Origin of the sequence: Mesorhizobium sp. LNHC209A00 (assembly GCF_000502915.1) — a bacterium.
Taxonomy (GTDB): Bacteria; Pseudomonadota; Alphaproteobacteria; order Rhizobiales; family Rhizobiaceae; genus Mesorhizobium.
Genome location: NZ_AYWT01000001.1, coordinates 236122 through 252222, shown reverse-complemented (window position 1 = coordinate 252222; position 16101 = coordinate 236122). Strand labels below are relative to the sequence as shown.

General features: G+C 63.6%; 15 protein-coding genes and 1 pseudogene. 7 read left to right on the top strand and 9 right to left on the bottom strand.

The genetic code is table 11. The features are described 5' to 3' along the window. Positions 1-120: 120 nt before the first annotated feature. From X739_RS164555 to X739_RS164570, 4 genes are all read left to right on the top strand, one after another. Positions 121-2196, top strand: a complete 2076-nt coding sequence (locus X739_RS164555) for a prolyl oligopeptidase family protein (RefSeq protein WP_023769878.1) — start codon at positions 121-123, stop codon at positions 2194-2196. Between the two features lie 245 nt (positions 2197-2441). Continuing rightward, positions 2442-3821 carry an aspartate aminotransferase family protein gene (locus tag X739_RS164560; protein WP_023769879.1) on the top strand — a complete coding sequence of 460 codons (1380 nt, stop codon included), beginning with the start codon at positions 2442-2444 and terminating at the stop codon, positions 3819-3821. Positions 3822-3957: 136 nt separating this feature from the next. Continuing rightward, positions 3958-4323: a hypothetical protein gene (locus tag X739_RS164565; protein WP_023769880.1), complete on the top strand. Its 366-nt coding sequence runs from the start codon at positions 3958-3960 to the stop codon at positions 4321-4323. An 81-nt stretch (positions 4324-4404) separates the two neighbouring features. Continuing rightward, positions 4405-5049, top strand: a complete 645-nt coding sequence (locus tag X739_RS164570; protein ID WP_023783121.1) for a cytochrome c oxidase assembly factor Coa1 family protein — start codon at positions 4405-4407, stop codon at positions 5047-5049. 271 nt (positions 5050-5320) lie between these two features. Here X739_RS164570 and mmsB read toward each other — a convergent pair whose 3' ends face one another. Together mmsB and X739_RS164580 are read right to left on the bottom strand one after the other, a co-directional pair. Beyond that, positions 5321-6205, bottom strand: coding sequence for a 3-hydroxyisobutyrate dehydrogenase (gene mmsB / locus X739_RS164575; RefSeq protein ID WP_023769882.1), 885 nt, complete (start codon positions 6203-6205; stop codon positions 5321-5323). A gap of 25 nt (positions 6206-6230) precedes the next feature. Next, a complete protein-coding gene (locus tag X739_RS164580) occupies positions 6231-7397 on the bottom strand; it encodes an isobutyryl-CoA dehydrogenase (protein WP_023769883.1) in 1167 nt (388 codons plus the stop codon). A 144-nt stretch (positions 7398-7541) separates the two neighbouring features. On the opposite strand from X739_RS164580, the gene X739_RS164585 reads away from it, so the two are divergent. Then, positions 7542-8156 carry a dimethylsulfonioproprionate lyase family protein gene (locus X739_RS164585; protein WP_023769884.1) on the top strand — a complete coding sequence of 205 codons (615 nt, stop codon included), beginning with the start codon at positions 7542-7544 and terminating at the stop codon, positions 8154-8156. Continuing rightward, a complete protein-coding gene (locus X739_RS164590; RefSeq protein ID WP_023769885.1) occupies positions 8156-9631 on the top strand; it encodes a cobyric acid synthase in 1476 nt (491 codons plus the stop codon). Before X739_RS164585 ends, X739_RS164590 begins: the two co-directional genes overlap by 1 nt. A 3-nt stretch (positions 9632-9634) precedes the next feature. Here X739_RS164590 and X739_RS164595 read toward each other — a convergent pair whose 3' ends face one another. From X739_RS164595 to X739_RS164600, 4 genes and pseudogenes are all read right to left on the bottom strand, one after another. Then, a complete protein-coding gene (locus tag X739_RS164595; protein WP_023769886.1) occupies positions 9635-10054 on the bottom strand; it encodes a VOC family protein in 420 nt (139 codons plus the stop codon). 108 nt (positions 10055-10162) lie between these two features. Next, a pseudogene (locus X739_RS01000000165715) lies at positions 10163-10995 on the bottom strand (AraC family transcriptional regulator). A gap of 103 nt (positions 10996-11098) precedes the next feature. Continuing rightward, positions 11099-11269, bottom strand: coding sequence for a hypothetical protein (locus tag X739_RS1000000167520; protein ID WP_023769888.1), 171 nt, complete (start codon positions 11267-11269; stop codon positions 11099-11101). A 51-nt stretch (positions 11270-11320) separates the two neighbouring features. Further along, the gene (locus X739_RS164600; RefSeq protein WP_023769889.1) at positions 11321-12106 is read right to left on the bottom strand and encodes a TSUP family transporter; all 786 of its coding nucleotides are present in this window, start codon (positions 12104-12106) and stop codon (positions 11321-11323) included. A gap of 114 nt (positions 12107-12220) precedes the next feature. Here X739_RS164600 and X739_RS164605 point away from each other — a divergent pair, with 114 nt between their 5' ends. Then, the gene (locus X739_RS164605) at positions 12221-12652 is read left to right on the top strand and encodes a TerB family tellurite resistance protein (RefSeq protein WP_023769890.1); all 432 of its coding nucleotides are present in this window, start codon (positions 12221-12223) and stop codon (positions 12650-12652) included. Positions 12653-12668: 16 nt separating this feature from the next. On the opposite strand, the gene X739_RS164610 is transcribed toward X739_RS164605, so the two are convergent. Genes X739_RS164610 through X739_RS164620 form a run of 3 tightly spaced genes read right to left on the bottom strand, consistent with a single transcriptional unit; the run spans position 12669 to position 16101 of the window. Beyond that, positions 12669-14291, bottom strand: coding sequence for a dipeptide ABC transporter ATP-binding protein (locus X739_RS164610; protein ID WP_023791703.1), 1623 nt, complete (start codon positions 14289-14291; stop codon positions 12669-12671). Beyond that, positions 14288-15157, bottom strand: a complete 870-nt coding sequence (locus tag X739_RS164615) for an ABC transporter permease (protein ID WP_023783130.1) — start codon at positions 15155-15157, stop codon at positions 14288-14290. The genes X739_RS164610 and X739_RS164615 overlap by 4 nt, the downstream gene beginning before the upstream one ends. Further along, positions 15154-16101, bottom strand: coding sequence for an ABC transporter permease (locus X739_RS164620; RefSeq protein WP_023769893.1), 948 nt, complete (start codon positions 16099-16101; stop codon positions 15154-15156). The genes X739_RS164615 and X739_RS164620 overlap by 4 nt, the downstream gene beginning before the upstream one ends.

The window sequence follows — 16101 nt, the reverse complement described above, 5'->3', positions numbered from 1 at the left end:
GGCTGCGCGGCCGATCTATCGCGTCTACTAAGTCTGCTGGTTTTACGTGTTCCTGTTGAATGTCGGTAGCGTCGTGCCGATGTTTGTGGCACCGAGCTTGACGAATTTTTCGGAGACCACATGACCAATTCGATCGCACAAACGCAGCTACATTCAGTTGGCGAGATGCAGGACCCCTTCCTCTGGCTGGAGGACAGGACAAGCAAGGAATCGCTCGACTGGGTGCATCGCCAGAACGAGGTCACTGTGGCGGAATTGCAGGGCGATCCATCCTATGAGGCGTCATTCCAGACGGCTCTCGACCTGATGACGGCCGAGGACAATATCGCGGTTGGCGCGGCGATCGCCGGTCATGTCTACAATTTCTGGCAGGACAAGACCAATGCGCTCGGCCTGTGGCGCCGCACGACGGTCACCTCCTACAAGACCGACAAGCCCGACTGGGAGACAATCATCGACTTCGACCAGCTGGCTGCGAAGGAGGGGATAAAATGGGTGTTCGGCGGCGCCGTCAGGCTCTATCCCGATTTCAACCGCTGCCTGGTCTCGATGTCGCCCGATGGCGGTGATGCCAGCGCGATGCGCGAGTTCGACATCGCTGCCAAGTCCTTCGTGAAAGGCGGTTTTCAGGCGCCGGCCTCGAAATCGGGCTTCGGCTGGCTGGACGAGGATACGATCATCGTCTCGGCCGCTTTCGAAGAGGCCGACAAGACAGAGTCCGGATATGCGCGCGTGGTCAAGCTCTGGAAGCGCGGCACAAGGCTGGAAGAGGCGACCCCGATCTTCGAGGGAAAGACCGAGGATCTTGCAGTAGGCGCCGGTGTCGAGTTCGACGGCGAGAAGCGTCACCTGTTTCTGGCGCGGACACTCAACTTCTTCGCATCGCACAGTTTCCTGCGCCTGCCTTCGGGCGAGAACCGTCGCATCCCGCTGCCCGACGACGTCACCGACACCTCGCTCTTTCGGGATCAACTGGTGTTCGGGGTGCGCACGCCATGGACGGCGCCGGACGGCACCGCATGCCAGCCGGACGGGCTTTACTCCTTCGACTTCGCGCATTGGATCGAAACCGGCGGTTTTGGCGCCATCGAAACCTTGTTGGCGCCGGCGCATCGGGTTTCCATTGCCGGGCTGGCTAGAACACAGGACCGCCTGTTCATCAGCTTGATGGACAATGTGCGCGGCAAGGTTCTCGTCTGCGAGCGCGAGCGCGGCGCCTGGTCGCTGAAGTCAGTCGTGCTGCCTGAAAACGGCACTGTCGGCATCAGCCATGCCGAGCATTTCGGTTCCACCGTCTCCTTTTCCTTCACCGATTTCCTGACGCCAAGCTCGATCATCTGGTCCGATGACAATGGCGAGACGCTGGCGACCGTGAAATCGCAACCGGCCCGCTTCGATGCCTCGCCGCTGATCTCGGAGCAGTTCGAGGCGCGCTCGAAGGACGGCACGATGATCCCTTATTTCGTCGTCCGGCGGCGCGACCAGAACGGTCCGGTGCCGACGCTACTCTACGGCTATGGCGGTTTCGAGGTGCCGCTGTTGCCCGGCTATGCCGGCGTGCGCGGCAGGCTGTGGCTGGAGAAAGGCAATGCCTATGTGCAGGCCTGCATTCGCGGCGGCGGCGAGTTCGGACCGGCCTGGCACCAGGCGGCGCTGAAAGGCAAGCGCCAGAACGGCTTCGACGACTTTTCGGCGGTGGCCGAAGATGTCGTCAGGCGCGGTATCGCCACGGCTCAATCGCTCGGCATCCAGGGCGGCTCCAATGGCGGCCTGCTGACCGGCGCTTCGCTGACGCAGCATCCCGAGCTTTTCGGTGCCGTCATCATCGAGGTGCCGCTGCTCGACATGCTGCGCTACACCGAATTGCCGCCGGGCGCTTCGTGGATGGCCGAATATGGCGATCCGTCAAAGCCGGAAGACGCCAAGTGGCTTTCCGCCTATTCGCCCTATCAACATGTCAAGGCCGACGCCGCCTATCCGCCGGTGCTCTTGACAACCTCGACCGCCGATGACCGGGTCCACCCCGGCCATGCGCGCAAGATGGCGGCCCGCCTGCAGCAGGCAGGACACGGCAAGACGCTGTTCTTCGAGGAGACCGAAGGCGGACATGGCGGGCGCGGCGACCGCCGGCCGCAGGCGGCGCAGACGGCGATGAAATATGTCTTCCTGCAGCGGGCACTGAGCGGAAAAGCCTGACCTCATCCCCATGGCACCCCTGAGCAAAGGGTGGTTCACCTCGACCGGCCTTTGCTCTAAGGTACCTTCATGGTTCTCGCTAGACTATCAGCTCGCGCATTCCGGGTCGCGGTGACACCGTCGTCACGCACGCTGCGCGCCGAGCTTTTGCGGCTCTGTGCCCGCATCGGCTATTCGCCGCCTGCCGTCCTCTGAAGAATTCGCCCCGGCACCGCCGGAATGATTTCAGAGGAAAGACCAAATCAATGACTTACCAGAACTATTCGCTGAAGCAGCTTCAGCAGATCGACGCCGCGCATCACCTGCATCCCTTCACCGACCATAAGGAGCTGCGTGAGGCAGGCGCGCGCGTCATCACCCGCGCCAATGGCCCGTTCATCTACGATTCCGAAGGGACGGAACTGTTGGACGGCATGGCCGGCCTGTGGTGCGTCAATATCGGCTACGGCCGCGACGAGCTGGCCGAGGCCGCCTATGCACAGATGAAGGAACTGCCTTACTACAATTCCTTCTTCAAATGCTCGACGCCGACGCCGGTGCTGTTGTCGAAGAAGCTGGCCGAGATCGCACCACGCAACGTGAACCAGGTGTTTTATGGCTCCTCCGGTTCGGAGGCCAACGACACCGCCTTGCGCCTTGTGCGCCATTACTGGGTGCTTGAGGGCAAGCCGGAGAAGAACCGCGTCATCTCGCGCAAGATGGCCTATCACGGCTCGACCATTGCCGGCACTTCGCTCGGCGGCATGGATGCCATGCACAAGCAGCTCAACGGTGCGGTGCCCAACATCGTCCATGTGATGATGCCCTATGCCTATGAGCTGGCTCTGCCGGGCGAAAGCGACCACGATTTCGGCCTGCGCGCGGCAAAGTCCGTCGAGGATGCCATCCTCGAGGCCGGCGTCGACAAGGTCGCGGCCTTCATCGGCGAGCCGGTGATGGGCGCGGGCGGCGTCAAGATACCGCCGGCGAGCTACTGGCTCGAAGTGCAGCGCATCTGCCGCAAATACGATGTGCTTTTGATGCTGGACGAGGTCATCACCGGCTATGGCCGCACCGGTGAGTGGTTCGCGGCGCAGACCTTCGGCATCGAAGCGGACACCATCACCACGGCCAAGGCGCTGACCTCGGGCTATCAGCCTCTTTCGGCGCTGCTGGTTGGCGACCGCATTGCCTCGACGCTGGTGGAGAAGGGCGGCGAATTCAACCATGGCTACACCTATTCAGGGCACCCAGTGGCTTGCGCCGTGGCCTTGAAGAACCTGGAGATCATCGAGAGGGAAGGGCTGGTCGACCGTGTCAGGAACGACACCGGACCTTATTTCGCTAGCGCATTGCAGGAGCGTATAGCCGGGCATGATCTGGTGGGCGAGGTGCGCTCGATCGGCCTGATGGGCGCGATCGAGATCGTCAAGGACAAGACGACGAAGGAGCGCTTCCTGCCGTCGGGAAGTGCCGCGGTGACGGTGCGCGACCACGCGATCGCCAACGGCATGATGCTGCGCGCCACCGGCGATACGATGATCCTGTCGCCGCCGCTGATCTGGACCCGCGATACGATCGACATGGCTTGCGAGCGCATCGGCAAGGCGCTCGACCTGGCTCAGGCGGACCTGCGCAAGCGATAGGAGCAACCCTCGGTTGGGCGTTTCTGCGAAGAAACGCCCAATCCCCGGAAATAATGCTCTTTGAGCGGGAACGAATTTCGCCTTCGGCGCGTAGTGTAAGAGGCGGCCGATCCGGCCGCGACAGGGGATTGCCCACATGAGAAAGACCGGCAAAAGCCGACGCGTGCAAGAGGCGGCCAGCCTTGGCGCGGACCTGATGCTGGCGCCGCTGGTGGTGATGATGCGGCTGCCGCTGATGGCCGTGGAGGCGCGAAGCGGCGAGCCCTGGAGCGCGGAGACGGCAATGGCGGTCAGCGAGAAGACCGTCGCCATGGCCGAGGGCGCGCTTGCGGCGCAAATGTCTTTCCTGCAATCGGCGTCACGTTTCTGGCCGGAGGTTCTCTCGGGTCGAACGCCGTCGCTCTTCAACGGCGTCGCGGCCGAACGGTCGATCAGCGCAGCGCTGAAGCCGGCCGGCCGCGCGGTGAGGGCAAATTTTCGCCGACTTTCCACAAAGGGTTGAAGCGGAAGCCCCGGAACTTTTTTGCGCATCGTCGAAGTCTTGCGCTAGAACCAATCGGCATACACGCCGATGGGGAACAACATGGCCGGACAACCGCTCAACCAACCGGCTGAAATTCCAGCCGAACTCGATCGCTGGAACTGGGGCGCCTTCTTCCTCAACTGGATTTGGGGTATCGGCAACAGCACCTTCATCGCGCTGCTGGCGCTGATCCCGGTCGTCAACCTCATCATGATCTTCGTGCTCGGCGCGCGCGGCAGCCGCTGGGCCTGGCAGAACCGGGCCTGGCGCGACGCCGAGCAGTTCCGCAAGACGCAGCGCAATTGGGCGATTGCCGGCCTTGCCGTATGGGTGGTCAGTATCGGCGGTTGTGCGACGATGGTCGGCAGCATCCCTTTCGTGCTCAAAGGCAGCGACGCCTACCGCATGACCATGGACGTCGTCCGCGCCGATGTTCGGGTCAAGGCCGCCATCGGCGACGATTTGGCCGACAATTTCTGGGTCGGCGGTCATCTCAACGTCAATGCGAATGGCGCGGGCGACGCCCAGTTCAGCATTCCCGTCCACGGCGCCAAGGGTAAGGGCACGGTTTATTCCCACCTGGTTCGCAATGCCGGCACATGGAGCACGCGCCTGCTCGTCGTCCGCGTGGACGGCGTCGATGCACCGATGGTGCTGACCAATGAAGACCATGTGCCGATCCCGGGTGCGGCGATCGGAATATAGACGGATCGTCGGTAATAAAGGGCTGGAAATGCAAAAACCGCGCCCCATCGGGAACGCGGCTTTGCCAGATACGCATGGCGTTTCGCTACCAAGACACTTGCGAAACTTACGGGCTCCGGTACGCGAGACCTGATCCGGAGCGCCGGGCGGATGCGATATGTCCGCCTCGCAATCCGTTTTATAGGAACATCGTTACCGCCGAGTTATCGAGAGCTTAAGCAAATCTAAATTTGCGGTCCTTAGTCCGGAAGAGCCTGAAAAAACTAACTGCTTACGCCGAGTTGCCGCGCAGAAAATTAATTATGCCGGAGAAATCGGCGCCGCCATGGCCCTGGGCGTTGAACAGGGTATAGAGCTGCGCCGCTTCGGCGCCAAGCGGCGTCACCGCGCCCGCGCCAAGCGCTGCTTCCTGGGACAATTTGAGGTCTTTCAGCATAAGAGCCGCCGCAAATCCCGGCTTGTAATCCCTGTTGGCGGGCGAAGTGGGAACCGGGCCCGGCACCGGGCAATAGGTGGTCAGCGACCAGCACTGGCCCGACGAGGTCGAGGCGACGTCGAACAGCGCCTGATGCGACAGGCCGAGTTTTTCCGCCAGCACGAACGCCTCGGCGACGCCGATCATCGAAATGCCGAGGATCATGTTGTTGCATATCTTCGCCGCCTGTCCGGCGCCGTCACCGCCGCAATGGACGATGCGACCGGCCATCGGCTTCAGGATCGGCTCGGCGGCCGAGAAGGCATCGTCGGCTCCCCCGGCCATGAAGGTCAATGTGCCAGCCGTGGCGCCGCCGGTGCCGCCCGAAACCGGCGCGTCGATCGACAGCAGGCCGTGCTTTGCCGCGATCGTATGCGCCTTGCGCGCCGATTCGACGTCGATCGTCGAGGAATCGATGAACAGCGCGCCGTTCCTGGCCTTGGGAGCGATGTCCCCATAGACCGACAAAACATGCTTGCCGGCTGGCAGCATGGTGATGACCACATCGGCGTCCTTCACGGCGGCGACGGCATTGGCCATGACGACGACGCCATGTTCGCGCGCGACCGCGAGGTTTTCCGGCATCAGGTCGAAACCGTGCACGGCATGCCCAGCCTTGACCAGGTTTGCGGCCATCGGATTGCCCATATTGCCGAGGCCGATAAAGGCGATCGTCGTCATAGTCTCTCTCCCGGAGTTGGTGGCGTCAGCGGCCGATCAGGGCGCGCGCGATGATGACGCGCATGATTTCGTTGGTGCCTTCGAGGATCTGGTGCACCCTGAGATCGCGCACCAGCTTCTCGATGCCGTAATCATGCAAATAGCCGTAGCCGCCGAGCAGTTGCAGCGCATCGTTGGCGACGTCGAAGCCGGTGTCGGTGACGAAGCGCTTGGCCATTGCCGACCATTTGCCGGCGTCCGGCGCCTTGCGGTCGAGCTTGGAGGCCGCCGCATAGAGGAAGATGCGCGCTGCTTGTAACTCCGTCTCCATGTCGGCCAGCCTGAACTGCAGCGCCTGGAACTGGTTGATCTTCGAGCCAAAGGCTTTGCGCTCTGCGGTATAAGAGAGCGCCTTGTCGAGCGCCGACTGGGCGCCGCCCAGCGAACAGGCGGCGATGTTCAGGCGGCCGCCGTCGAGCCCAGCCATGGCGATGCCGAAGCCGGCGCCTTCGCCCGACAAGAGGTTCTCCGCCGGCACCTTGCAATCCTCGAAGATGACCTGGCGGGTCGATTGCATGTGCCAGCCCATCTTGTGCTCATTGGCGCCGAAGGAGAGGCCGGGCGCATCCCTGGGCACGATAATGGTGGAGATGCCTTTCGGGCCGTCGGCGCCGGTGCGCACCATGACGGCGTAGACATCGCTGTCGCCGGCGCCGGAGATGAACTGCTTGGCGCCGTTGAGGATGTAATCGCCGCCGCTTTTCACCGCGCGCGTCTTCAGCGCCGCCGCATCCGAACCCGAGCCAGGCTCGGTCAGGCAATAGCTCGCCAGCCATTCCATGGAGGTGAGCTTCGGCAGGAAGCGCTGGCGCTGCTCATCATTGCCGAAGCGGTCGATCATCGAGGCCACCATATTGTGGATCGAGATGAAGGAGGAAAAGGCCGGGTCGGCGTGCGACAGCGCCTCGAAGATCAGTACGGCGTCGAGCCGGCCGAGCGCGGAACCGCCGACATCGTCCCTGACATAGATGCCGCCGAGGCCGAGCGGCCCGGTTTCACGGATCACATCGGCGGGGAAATGTCGCCTTCGGTCCCAGTCGAGCGCATTGGGCGCCACGCGATCGGCGGCGAAGGCCTGGGCCATCTCCTGGATGGCACGCTGTTCCTCGTTGAGTTCGAACTGGTTGGTGCTCGCATCGACCGCGGCGTCCATGGCGTGCTCCCTACAGGCTGGCCAGCTAGCCCGCTGGCCTGTCGTTTTTGGCTTTGCGCGCGCATCAATCTAGACCAATGATGCCGCCGCGCAACCCGACCTATCGCGGAGCGGCTGTGCATCGATGCATGCCCGGAGCAAGATGTGACGACCAAATTGGACGAACTGCTGGAAAAGTTCCACGCCTGTCTCGCTTCCGTCGATGACGTTCCGGTGCGCGAGGCGGTGGCGCGTATCGGCTGGGTTATGCCAGCCCGAAATTTGGAGCCGCACCGGCTTGGTTGCCTGCGCCATCTCGATCGCGCGGCCGAACTGGCGCCGCTGGATGCGAGGCCGCTGGTGCGATTGCTGGCCGAGCAGCGCAACGAACTGCATTGGGGGCAGACCTACACCGAGGCCGATTTTGGCAGGGCCTTCATCGACAATTACGGCTGGCTGGAAATGTTTGGCACGCGTGGGCACTTCGTCAACGAAGAGGTTGCCGCCGGGCTGCTGATTCTCGGACCCGGGATCGTCTACCCCGACCATCATCATGTCGCCGAGGAAATCTATATTCCGCTGACCGGCGGCACGGAGTGGCGCATGGGCGAGGGCGGTTTTCGCAGGCGGGAGGCCGGCGAGGTCGTCCACCATGCCTCCACCGTCAACCACGCCATGCGTACGGATAATGAGCCGCTGCTGGCGCTCTACATCTGGCGCGGCGGGCCGTTGGCGCAAAAATCCACGATCACCGGCACGGCGACGCAGGGCAGAGGCTGATGGCCAGGGCAATCATGCTGCAAGGCACAGGGTCGGACGTCGGCAAGACGGTGCTGGTCGCGGGCCTTTGTCGCGTCGCGAAAAAGCGCGGTCTGAAGGTGCGGCCGTTCAAGCCGCAGAACATGTCGAACAATGCCGCCGTCGCCGAAATTCCCGGCGACAACAACCATGGCGGCGGCGAGATCGGCCGCGCGCAATGGCTGCAGGCGATCGCCTGCGGCGTGCCGCCATCGGTGCATATGAACCCGGTGCTGCTCAAACCGCAGACAGATGTCGGCGCGCAGGTCATCGTCCAGGGCAAGGTGTTCGGCGAAGCACGGGCGCGCGACTACCAGGCGCTGAAGGGCCGGCTGATGGATGCGGTGCTGGAGTCCTGGGGCAAGGTCGGCGAGGGTGCCGATCTCGTCATCGTCGAGGGCGCCGGCTCGCCGGCCGAAATCAACCTTAGAAGCCGCGACATCGCCAATATGGGCTTTGCCACGCGCGCCGATGTGCCGGTGGTGCTGGTCGGCGACATCGATCGCGGCGGCGTCATCGCCTCGCTCGCCGGCACGCATCTGATCCTGCCGGAAGAAGACCGGCGCATGATCGTCGGCTATCTCATCAACAAGTTCCGGGGAGACGTCTCCCTGTTCGATGATGGCCTGAGGGCGATCGAGAAATTCACCGGATGGCGCTGTTTCGGCGTCGTGCCGTGGCTGAGGGCCGCGGCACGGCTGCCGTCGGAGGATTCCGTGGTGCTGGAGCGGCTGGCATCCGGCGAGGCGCGCGCGCTCAAAGTGGCGGTGCCGATGCTCGGCCGCATCGCGAATTTCGACGATCTCGACCCGCTCAAGGCCGAACCGCAGGTCGAGGTGGTGTTCGTGCCGCCGGGAAAGAAGCTGCCGGCCGATGCTGGGCTGGTGGTCATTCCCGGCTCCAAGTCGACAATCGGCGATCTCCTGAAGTTTCGCGAGAATGGCTGGGATCGGGATCTTGCGGCGCATCGCAAGCGCGGTGGCCATGTCGTCGGCATTTGCGGCGGGTTCCAGATGCTCGGCCGCATGGTGCGCGATCCCGACGGCATCGAAGGCTCCGTCATAGAAGCCGAGGGGCTCGGCCTGCTCGATGTCGAGACGGTGATGGAGCCGGAAAAGACGGTGCGAAATGTCAGCGCCCGGTCAGTGCCGTTCGGCCTGCCGCTCGAAGGCTACGAGATCCACCTCGGCCGCACGACGGGCCCCGACACCAGGCGCCCGTCGGCGATCATCAACGGCGCCGAGGATGGCGCGATCTCCGCCGACGGCAAGGTGATCGGCACCTACATGCACGGCCTGTTCGGCGCCGACGGCTTTCGCGGAAAATTCCTCGAAAGCCTCGGCATCAAGGGCGGTGGCCTCGACTATCGTTCCGAAGTCGAGCGGGCGCTGGACGAAGTCGCGGCCGAGCTGGAGACCCATCTCGACTGCGACGCGATTTTTTCGCTGGCGCGTTGAAGGTCAGACCTTCTCACTGGCCTTCGGCCAGTAGGTGCCGAACGACCAGACATTGCCTTCCGGGTCACGGCAGACGAACTCACGGCTGCCGTAGTCGCGGTCGGTCAATTCCTGGATGATGACGGCGCCGGCCTTCCTGGCTCTCTTATACGCGGCATCGGCATCGTCGACGGCGACATAGATCGACTTGCCGCCGCCTGAACCGGGTTCGCCTACCATCTTGCCGTAATCGTCGTCGCGGACCGAGCCCAGCATGATCATCGAAGAGCCGACGACCAGTTCGGCATGGTGCACGACATCGCCTTCGCCGTAGCGGGCGCGGACGCTGAAGCCGAAGGCTTCGCCCAGCCAGTCGATCATCTTCGCCGCGTTTCTGTAGCGCAGGGCAGGGTAGAGCCGTGGTGCTTCATTGGTTGTGGGCATGGCTGCCTCCTTCATCCGGATTGGTCGATAACCCACTCTGTTCGAAGGCCGTTCCGGCGTCTTGAAGAAATGTTACCTGCCGGCCAGTGCGCCGCGGCTTGTTCGGAACTACACCCCCAACGACAGTGTCGTCGGCGTTTCGCCGGCCAGGTCGCGGAACTCGCGGGCCAGATGCGCCTGGTCAGCATAGCCGCAATCGGCGGCGATGTCGGCCCACCCGCTCGCCTGTTGCCTGGACAGGCCGAGGGCTCGGTTGAAGCGCACGATGCGCGACAGGGTTTTCGGACCGATGCCGGTGGCGTCGGTGAATCTCTCGGCAAGATGCTTGCGGCTCCAGCCCAGCTTTTCCGCAAGAGAGGCGATGCGCGTGCGGCCGCCCGAAAAGATGATCCTGTCATAAGCCCAGCGATCTCGGCCCGGGTCTCGTGGGCAGCGGCCAGCCGGCCGGCGACGAACATTTCCGCCAAGTCGAATCGCATGTTCCAATCCGGCGCGTTGCCAAGTTTTTCGCGCAGGGCGATGCCTTCGAGACCGAGCACGTCGTCGAGGGCTACCATGCGATCGGCCAGTTCACTCATCGGCCGGCCGAAAAACCGGCGTGCGCCCAGCGGGGTGAAGTTGACCTGGACGCAGCAGGCGCCACCGAAAGACTGGATCATCACCGGTCCGGCATAAAGGCCGGCGGCGAAGCTGGCGAAACGGTCGTTATCGCCGGGGGTTCGGCCAAGCCCGATAGCGAATGGTTCGGCAAAGCTGATCACCAGCGGCACGGTCAGCGAGGCATATTCGATGTTATGGAAATAGCCGGGCGCGGTTTCGCGATAACCGAAGATATCGGTGACAACGCCGTCAAGCGCGGCACTGGGAAGCCGTCGACGCATTTCGAAAAGCCCCGATATGGAGCGATCCTGTTCTTTGCGGCGCTGCATCTCGATTGGCATTGGCCGTCCTTCCGCCAAGCGAATCTAGCAGAGCCCGCATCATAATCAAAAACGCCCGGCTTTGGCCGGGCGCTCTCGGTCCCCGCTTGTCGACGGAAACTTGTCAGGCGCCGCGCATCAGGCAGCCGGCGGCGAGCACGATATAGGCGATAAGCACGATCCACACCGATGCGATCGGAATGAACGCAAGGACGCCAAGCGCGGCAAGAATGCCGATGATGGCGATGACAACGGAGATGATGAAAACAATCTGGGTAGGCGCGCTGAGATTCATGTCTGGCTCCTCCAACATGATTCGAACAGCGGCATTGTAACAGGCGCGTGATTACACACCAATCATGACGCGCAACGGGTTGGCCGGATCGGCCAGCAGCTTCACCGCCAGAGCCACGCAGACGATGACCAGCAGCGGCTTGATCAGCTTGGCGCCGATGCGCATGGCCAAGCTCGCGCCGACGCGGGCACCGAGGAACTGGGCGACGCCCATCACCAGGCCAATCTTCCACGAGATGACGCCGACGGCGGCGAAGATGATGAAGCCGCCGATGTTGGAGGCGAAATTGAGCAGTTTGGTGTGCGCCGTTGCCTTGAGCACGCCGTAGCCGGCGAGCGTCACGAAGGCCAGCATGTAGAAGGAACCGGCGCCCGGCCCGAATACGCCGTCATAGAAGCCGATAGCCGGCACCAGGGTCACGCCGAACAGGAAGGGCGACAGGCGCTCGGCCCGGTCGACATCGTTCATGTTGGGCTTGAGCGCGAAGTAGAGCGCAATGGCAATCAGTACCAGCGGCAGGGCCGCTCGCAACAGGTCGCCGGGCACGATCGTGGCCAGCAATGCGCCGATGGCGCCGCCGGCGAGGGCAAGCAGCGCCGATGGCAGCTGCCGGCGCAGGTCGACATGGCCTTTCGAGGCATAGTGGATCGTCGCCGACCCGGAGCCGAACATGCCTTGCAGCTTGTTGGTTCCAAGCGCCTCGACCGGCGAAAAACCGGCGAGCAGCAGCGCCGGAATGGTGATCAGCCCGCCGCCGCCGGCAATCGAATCGACAAACCCCCCGGCAAAGGCGGCGAAAGCGAGCATGGCGATTGTCTGGGCGGTGAGGTCGATCATCTGATATGTCAAGATGTCCGTCGGCTGTAGCGCGCGTTCGACCACGCCGACCCGGTTTGCGCAAGGCCGATTCCGCGCTAATTCTGTTGAAGAAGAATCGGAAAGGGCCCGTTCATGGCATTCGCATTGCTTGACCAGATACGCTCGATCTTCGACGGCGACCCGGGCGTGCGCAAGGTCGCGGACGATCCCGTCCTGTCGGCGGAACTGCTGATGCTGTTCCGGATGATCCTGGCCGATGGCACGGTGAGCGAGAGCGAGATGGTTGCCTTCCGGCGCATCTGCAAGGATGCTTTCGGCATTCCGGAGGCCAGCATCGACGCGGTTGTCGAATATCTCAACGAATACGGCTATGAGACCAACGGCTCGCAGGCGATCGCGCTGTTTCGTGACCTCGACGTCGGGCGGCGCAAGCAATTGGCGCAGCACATGGCGGAAATCGCCAAGGCGGATTCGCAACTGGCCGAGACCGAGGTGCGTCTGTTGCGCCGCACGCTCGATTTGCTCGACATCAGCCCGGTCGATGTGGTAAAGCCGGAAGAGTAGCGGGCGGATCGGCAGCTTACCCTTGTTCCTGCATCCGTTTCGCGATCGCCCGGCGAAGATCCGGCGCTGCGGCGACCAGCGCTTGCGCCGCCTCTGATTGCGGATGGTCGAGCACTTCGCTCGTCCTGCCGCGCTCGACGATCTTGCCGTCATGCATGACCAGCACGTCGTCGGTGATGGCGCGGGCGACGGTCAGGTCGTGGGTGATGAAGAGATAAGCGATGCCGAGTTTCTGGTTCAATCCGGCGAACAGGTCCAGGATCTGTGCACGGATCGAGACATCGAGTGCCGAGACTGGCTCGTCGGCGACGACAAGCTTGGGGCGCGTGATGATGGCGCGGGCGATCGACAGGCGTTGGCGCTGGCCGCCGGAAAATTCGTGCGGGTATTTGTCCATGTCGCGTTGGTCGAGGCCGACCTCGTGGAGCGCATGCGCCACCATCTCGCGGCGCTCGGCGCGCGTCGGTTTTTTCTCCAGGACATGCAGGGGTTCGGCGACCAGTTTTTCGACCTTCTGGCGCGGATCGAAGGAGCCGTAGGGATCCTGAAAGACAACCTGCATATCGCGTCTGGCCGGCTTCAGCTCGGCCTCGCTCCTGCCGGTGATGGGTTCGCCGCCAAACCGGATCGTTCCCGAACTCGGCCGGTCCAACGCCAGGATCATGCGGGCAAGGGTCGACTTGCCGCAGCCGGAGCGGCCGACCAGCGCCACCGACTGCCCCGGCGCCATCGACAGGGAGACATCGTCGACCGCACGTATGTCTGGCGCGCGCCGGAACAGCGAGATGCGGCGTCCGGGGTAGTCGCGGCTGACGCCCTCAACCTGCAGCAAGGGTTGGTCCATCCCGACATGATGAGGTTTGGAGCGCGCCGGAACATGCATCGAGGCCTGCGCCAACTGGCGCGTATAGGGATGGAACTGTTCGGAGAGCGTGCGCGCCGTGTCGCCGGCGTCCATCACTTCGCCATGGCGCAGGATGGTGATGCGGTCGGCCATCTCTGTCACGACAGCGAGATCATGCGAGATCAGCAGCAGGCCCATGCGGTTCTCCGCCACGAGATCGCGCAGGAGGTCGAGGATCTGTGCCTGCAGCACCACGTCGAGCGCCGTCGTCGGCTCGTCGGCGATCAGCAGCTTCGGCTTCAGCGCGCAGGCGATGGCGATGACGACGCGTTGGCGCTGGCCGCCCGACAATTCGTGCGGATAGCGCGACAGCGGGAATTTTGCTTCGGGCAGGCCGACGCGGTCGAGCATTTTTCGCGCCCGCTCCTCGGCGTCGGCACGGCTCGCCCCGGTGTGCCAGCGTATGCCTTCGGCGACTTGTTCGCCGATTGTCTTGACCGGGTTGAGCGCCGTCATCGGCTCCTGGAACACCATACCGATGTCGTCGCCGCGCAAGGCACACATCTGGTCCTCGGTCGCTCCCAGAATATCGATGCCGTCGAATGTGATGCGCCCGGTGGCGCGTGCGGCATGGGGCACGAGCCGCGTCACCGTGAGCGCGGTCATCGATTTGCCGGAGCCTGATTCGCCGACCAGCCCCATCACTTCGCCGGGCGCGACGGAGAGCTCCATATTTTTCAGGATCTGTGTGTCGCCGATGACCAGCGACAGATTATCGATTTCGAGCAGGCTCATCGCAGCCGCCGCGATTTCGGGTCGAGAATGTCGGCGATGCCGTCGCCCAGAAGATTCAGGCCGAGCACGGTGACGACGATCGCCATGCCGGGGAAGATCGCCATCCACGGCGCCACCACCATGCGCGTCTGGGCGTCGAACAGCATGCGGCCCCAACTCGGCATTGGCGGCTGAGCGCCGAGGCCGAGATAGGAGAGCCCGGCTTCGGCCAGGATGCCCAGCGCGAACTGGATTGTGCCCTGCACCATCAGCAGCGTGGCGATGTTGGGCAGCACGTGTTCGATCGATATCTGCGTGCTGCTCTTGCCGGCGGCGCGCGCTGCAAGGATGAATTCACGCGGCCAGATGGCCAGCGCGCCGGCGCGGGTGACGCGGGCGAACACCGGAATGTTGAAGATACCGATGGCGATGATCGCATTGACGGCGCCCGGCCCGAAAATGGCTGTTATCATGATGGCCGACAGCAGTGCGGGGAAGGCGAAGACGAGGTCGTTGATGCGCATCAACGCCTCGTCGACGAGGCCGCCGCGCGCGGCGGCGAAGGCGCCAAGCGGCACGCCGACACCCATGCCGATCCCGACGGCGACTAGCGCCACGGCGATCGAGTTGCGGGCGCCAACCATGATCATCGACAGGATATCGCGGCCGAAATGGTCGGTGCCGAACCAGTGCGCTAGCGAGGGACCTTGCGTCTTGTCCGCTATAACGAGCCTCGTTACATCAAAGGGCGTCCAGACATAGGACACGACGGCCATCGCCAGGATCAGCACGGTGATGACGAAACCGGTAACGAAAGCGGTATTCCCAAACGCCTTGGCCAGGATGCTGCGGAACGTCTCGTCGGGGATGTCGATGCGCAGCGTCATTGCCGGGTCCTCAGGCGGGGATCGACCACCGCATAGGAAAGGTCGACGACGAGGTTGACGGCGATGACGGCGGCGACCAGCAGCATGATGACGCTCTCGACGACGATCAGGTCGCGCTGGGTGATCGCCTGGAACACCAGCCGGCCGAGCCCGGGCAAATAGAAGACATTTTCGATGATGATGGTGCCGGCGAGCAGGAAGGCGAACTGCAGGCCAAGGATTGTCAGCACCGGGATCATGGCGTTGCGTAGCGCGTGCCGCCACAGCACGGCCCGATAGGGCAGGCCCTTGGCGCGGGCGGTGCGGATGTAATCCTCGTCGAGCACCTCGATCAGCGCCGAGCGGGTGACGCGTGCCAGGATTGCCGCTTGCGGCAAGGCAAGCGCCACCGCCGGCAACAGCAGCGATTTCAGTGCCGGCCAGGCGCCGGCGCCCCAACCGGGAAAACCACCGGCCGGGACCAGACGCAGCCAGACCGCGAAGATATAGATCAGCATCAGCGCGAACCAGAAATTGGGCACGGCAACGCCAAGCTGCGCGATGCCCATTGAAATCGTATCGCCGGCCCGTCCGCGCCGGCTGGCGGAAAACAGGCCGACCGGAATGGCGATCAAGGTGGAGAGCGCGAGCGCGATCAGCGCCAGCGGCAGCGAGACGGCCAGCCGTTCGCGCACGAGATCGATGACCGGGACCGAGTAGGTATAGGAGCGGCCGAAATCGAGGGTGAGCAAGCCCCCGGCCCAGTGCAGATAGCGCAGGACGATCGGCGCGTTGAGGCCCATCTGGTTGCGCAAGAGTTCCACTTGGTCGGCACTGGCGTTCATGCCCAGCATCAGCCGCGCCGGATCGCCGGGGAGGATCTCCAGCACGGCGAACACCACCATTGAGGCAAGTACCAGCGTTGCCAAAGCGACGGCGAGACGCTTGAGGAGGTAGGCGCTCAT

Excerpts from the sequence above, each read along its gene's own strand:
- X739_RS1000000167520 (WP_023769888.1), bottom strand. The coding sequence starts at position 11,269 with ATGAATCTCAGCGCGCCTACCCAGATTGTTTTCATCATCTCCGTTGTC.
- X739_RS164580 (WP_023769883.1), bottom strand. The coding sequence starts at position 7,397 with ATGGACGCCGCGGTCGATGCGAGCACCAACCAGTTCGAACTCAACGAG.
- X739_RS164600 (WP_023769889.1), bottom strand. The coding sequence starts at position 12,106 with ATGATCGACCTCACCGCCCAGACAATCGCCATGCTCGCTTTCGCCGCC.
- X739_RS164560 (WP_023769879.1), top strand. The coding sequence starts at position 2,442 with ATGACTTACCAGAACTATTCGCTGAAGCAGCTTCAGCAGATCGACGCC.
- X739_RS164610 (WP_023791703.1), bottom strand. The coding sequence starts at position 14,291 with ATGAGCCTGCTCGAAATCGATAATCTGTCGCTGGTCATCGGCGACACA.
- X739_RS164595 (WP_023769886.1), bottom strand. The coding sequence starts at position 10,054 with ATGCCCACAACCAATGAAGCACCACGGCTCTACCCTGCCCTGCGCTAC.
- X739_RS164570 (WP_023783121.1), top strand. The coding sequence starts at position 4,405 with ATGGCCGGACAACCGCTCAACCAACCGGCTGAAATTCCAGCCGAACTC.
- X739_RS164555 (WP_023769878.1), top strand. The coding sequence starts at position 121 with ATGACCAATTCGATCGCACAAACGCAGCTACATTCAGTTGGCGAGATG.
- X739_RS164590 (WP_023769885.1), top strand. The coding sequence starts at position 8,156 with ATGGCCAGGGCAATCATGCTGCAAGGCACAGGGTCGGACGTCGGCAAG.
- X739_RS164620 (WP_023769893.1), bottom strand. The coding sequence starts at position 16,101 with ATGAGCGCCTACCTCCTCAAGCGTCTCGCCGTCGCTTTGGCAACGCTG.
- X739_RS164565 (WP_023769880.1), top strand. The coding sequence starts at position 3,958 with ATGAGAAAGACCGGCAAAAGCCGACGCGTGCAAGAGGCGGCCAGCCTT.
- X739_RS164605 (WP_023769890.1), top strand. The coding sequence starts at position 12,221 with ATGGCATTCGCATTGCTTGACCAGATACGCTCGATCTTCGACGGCGAC.
- mmsB (WP_023769882.1), bottom strand. The coding sequence starts at position 6,205 with ATGACGACGATCGCCTTTATCGGCCTCGGCAATATGGGCAATCCGATG.
- X739_RS164615 (WP_023783130.1), bottom strand. The coding sequence starts at position 15,157 with ATGACGCTGCGCATCGACATCCCCGACGAGACGTTCCGCAGCATCCTG.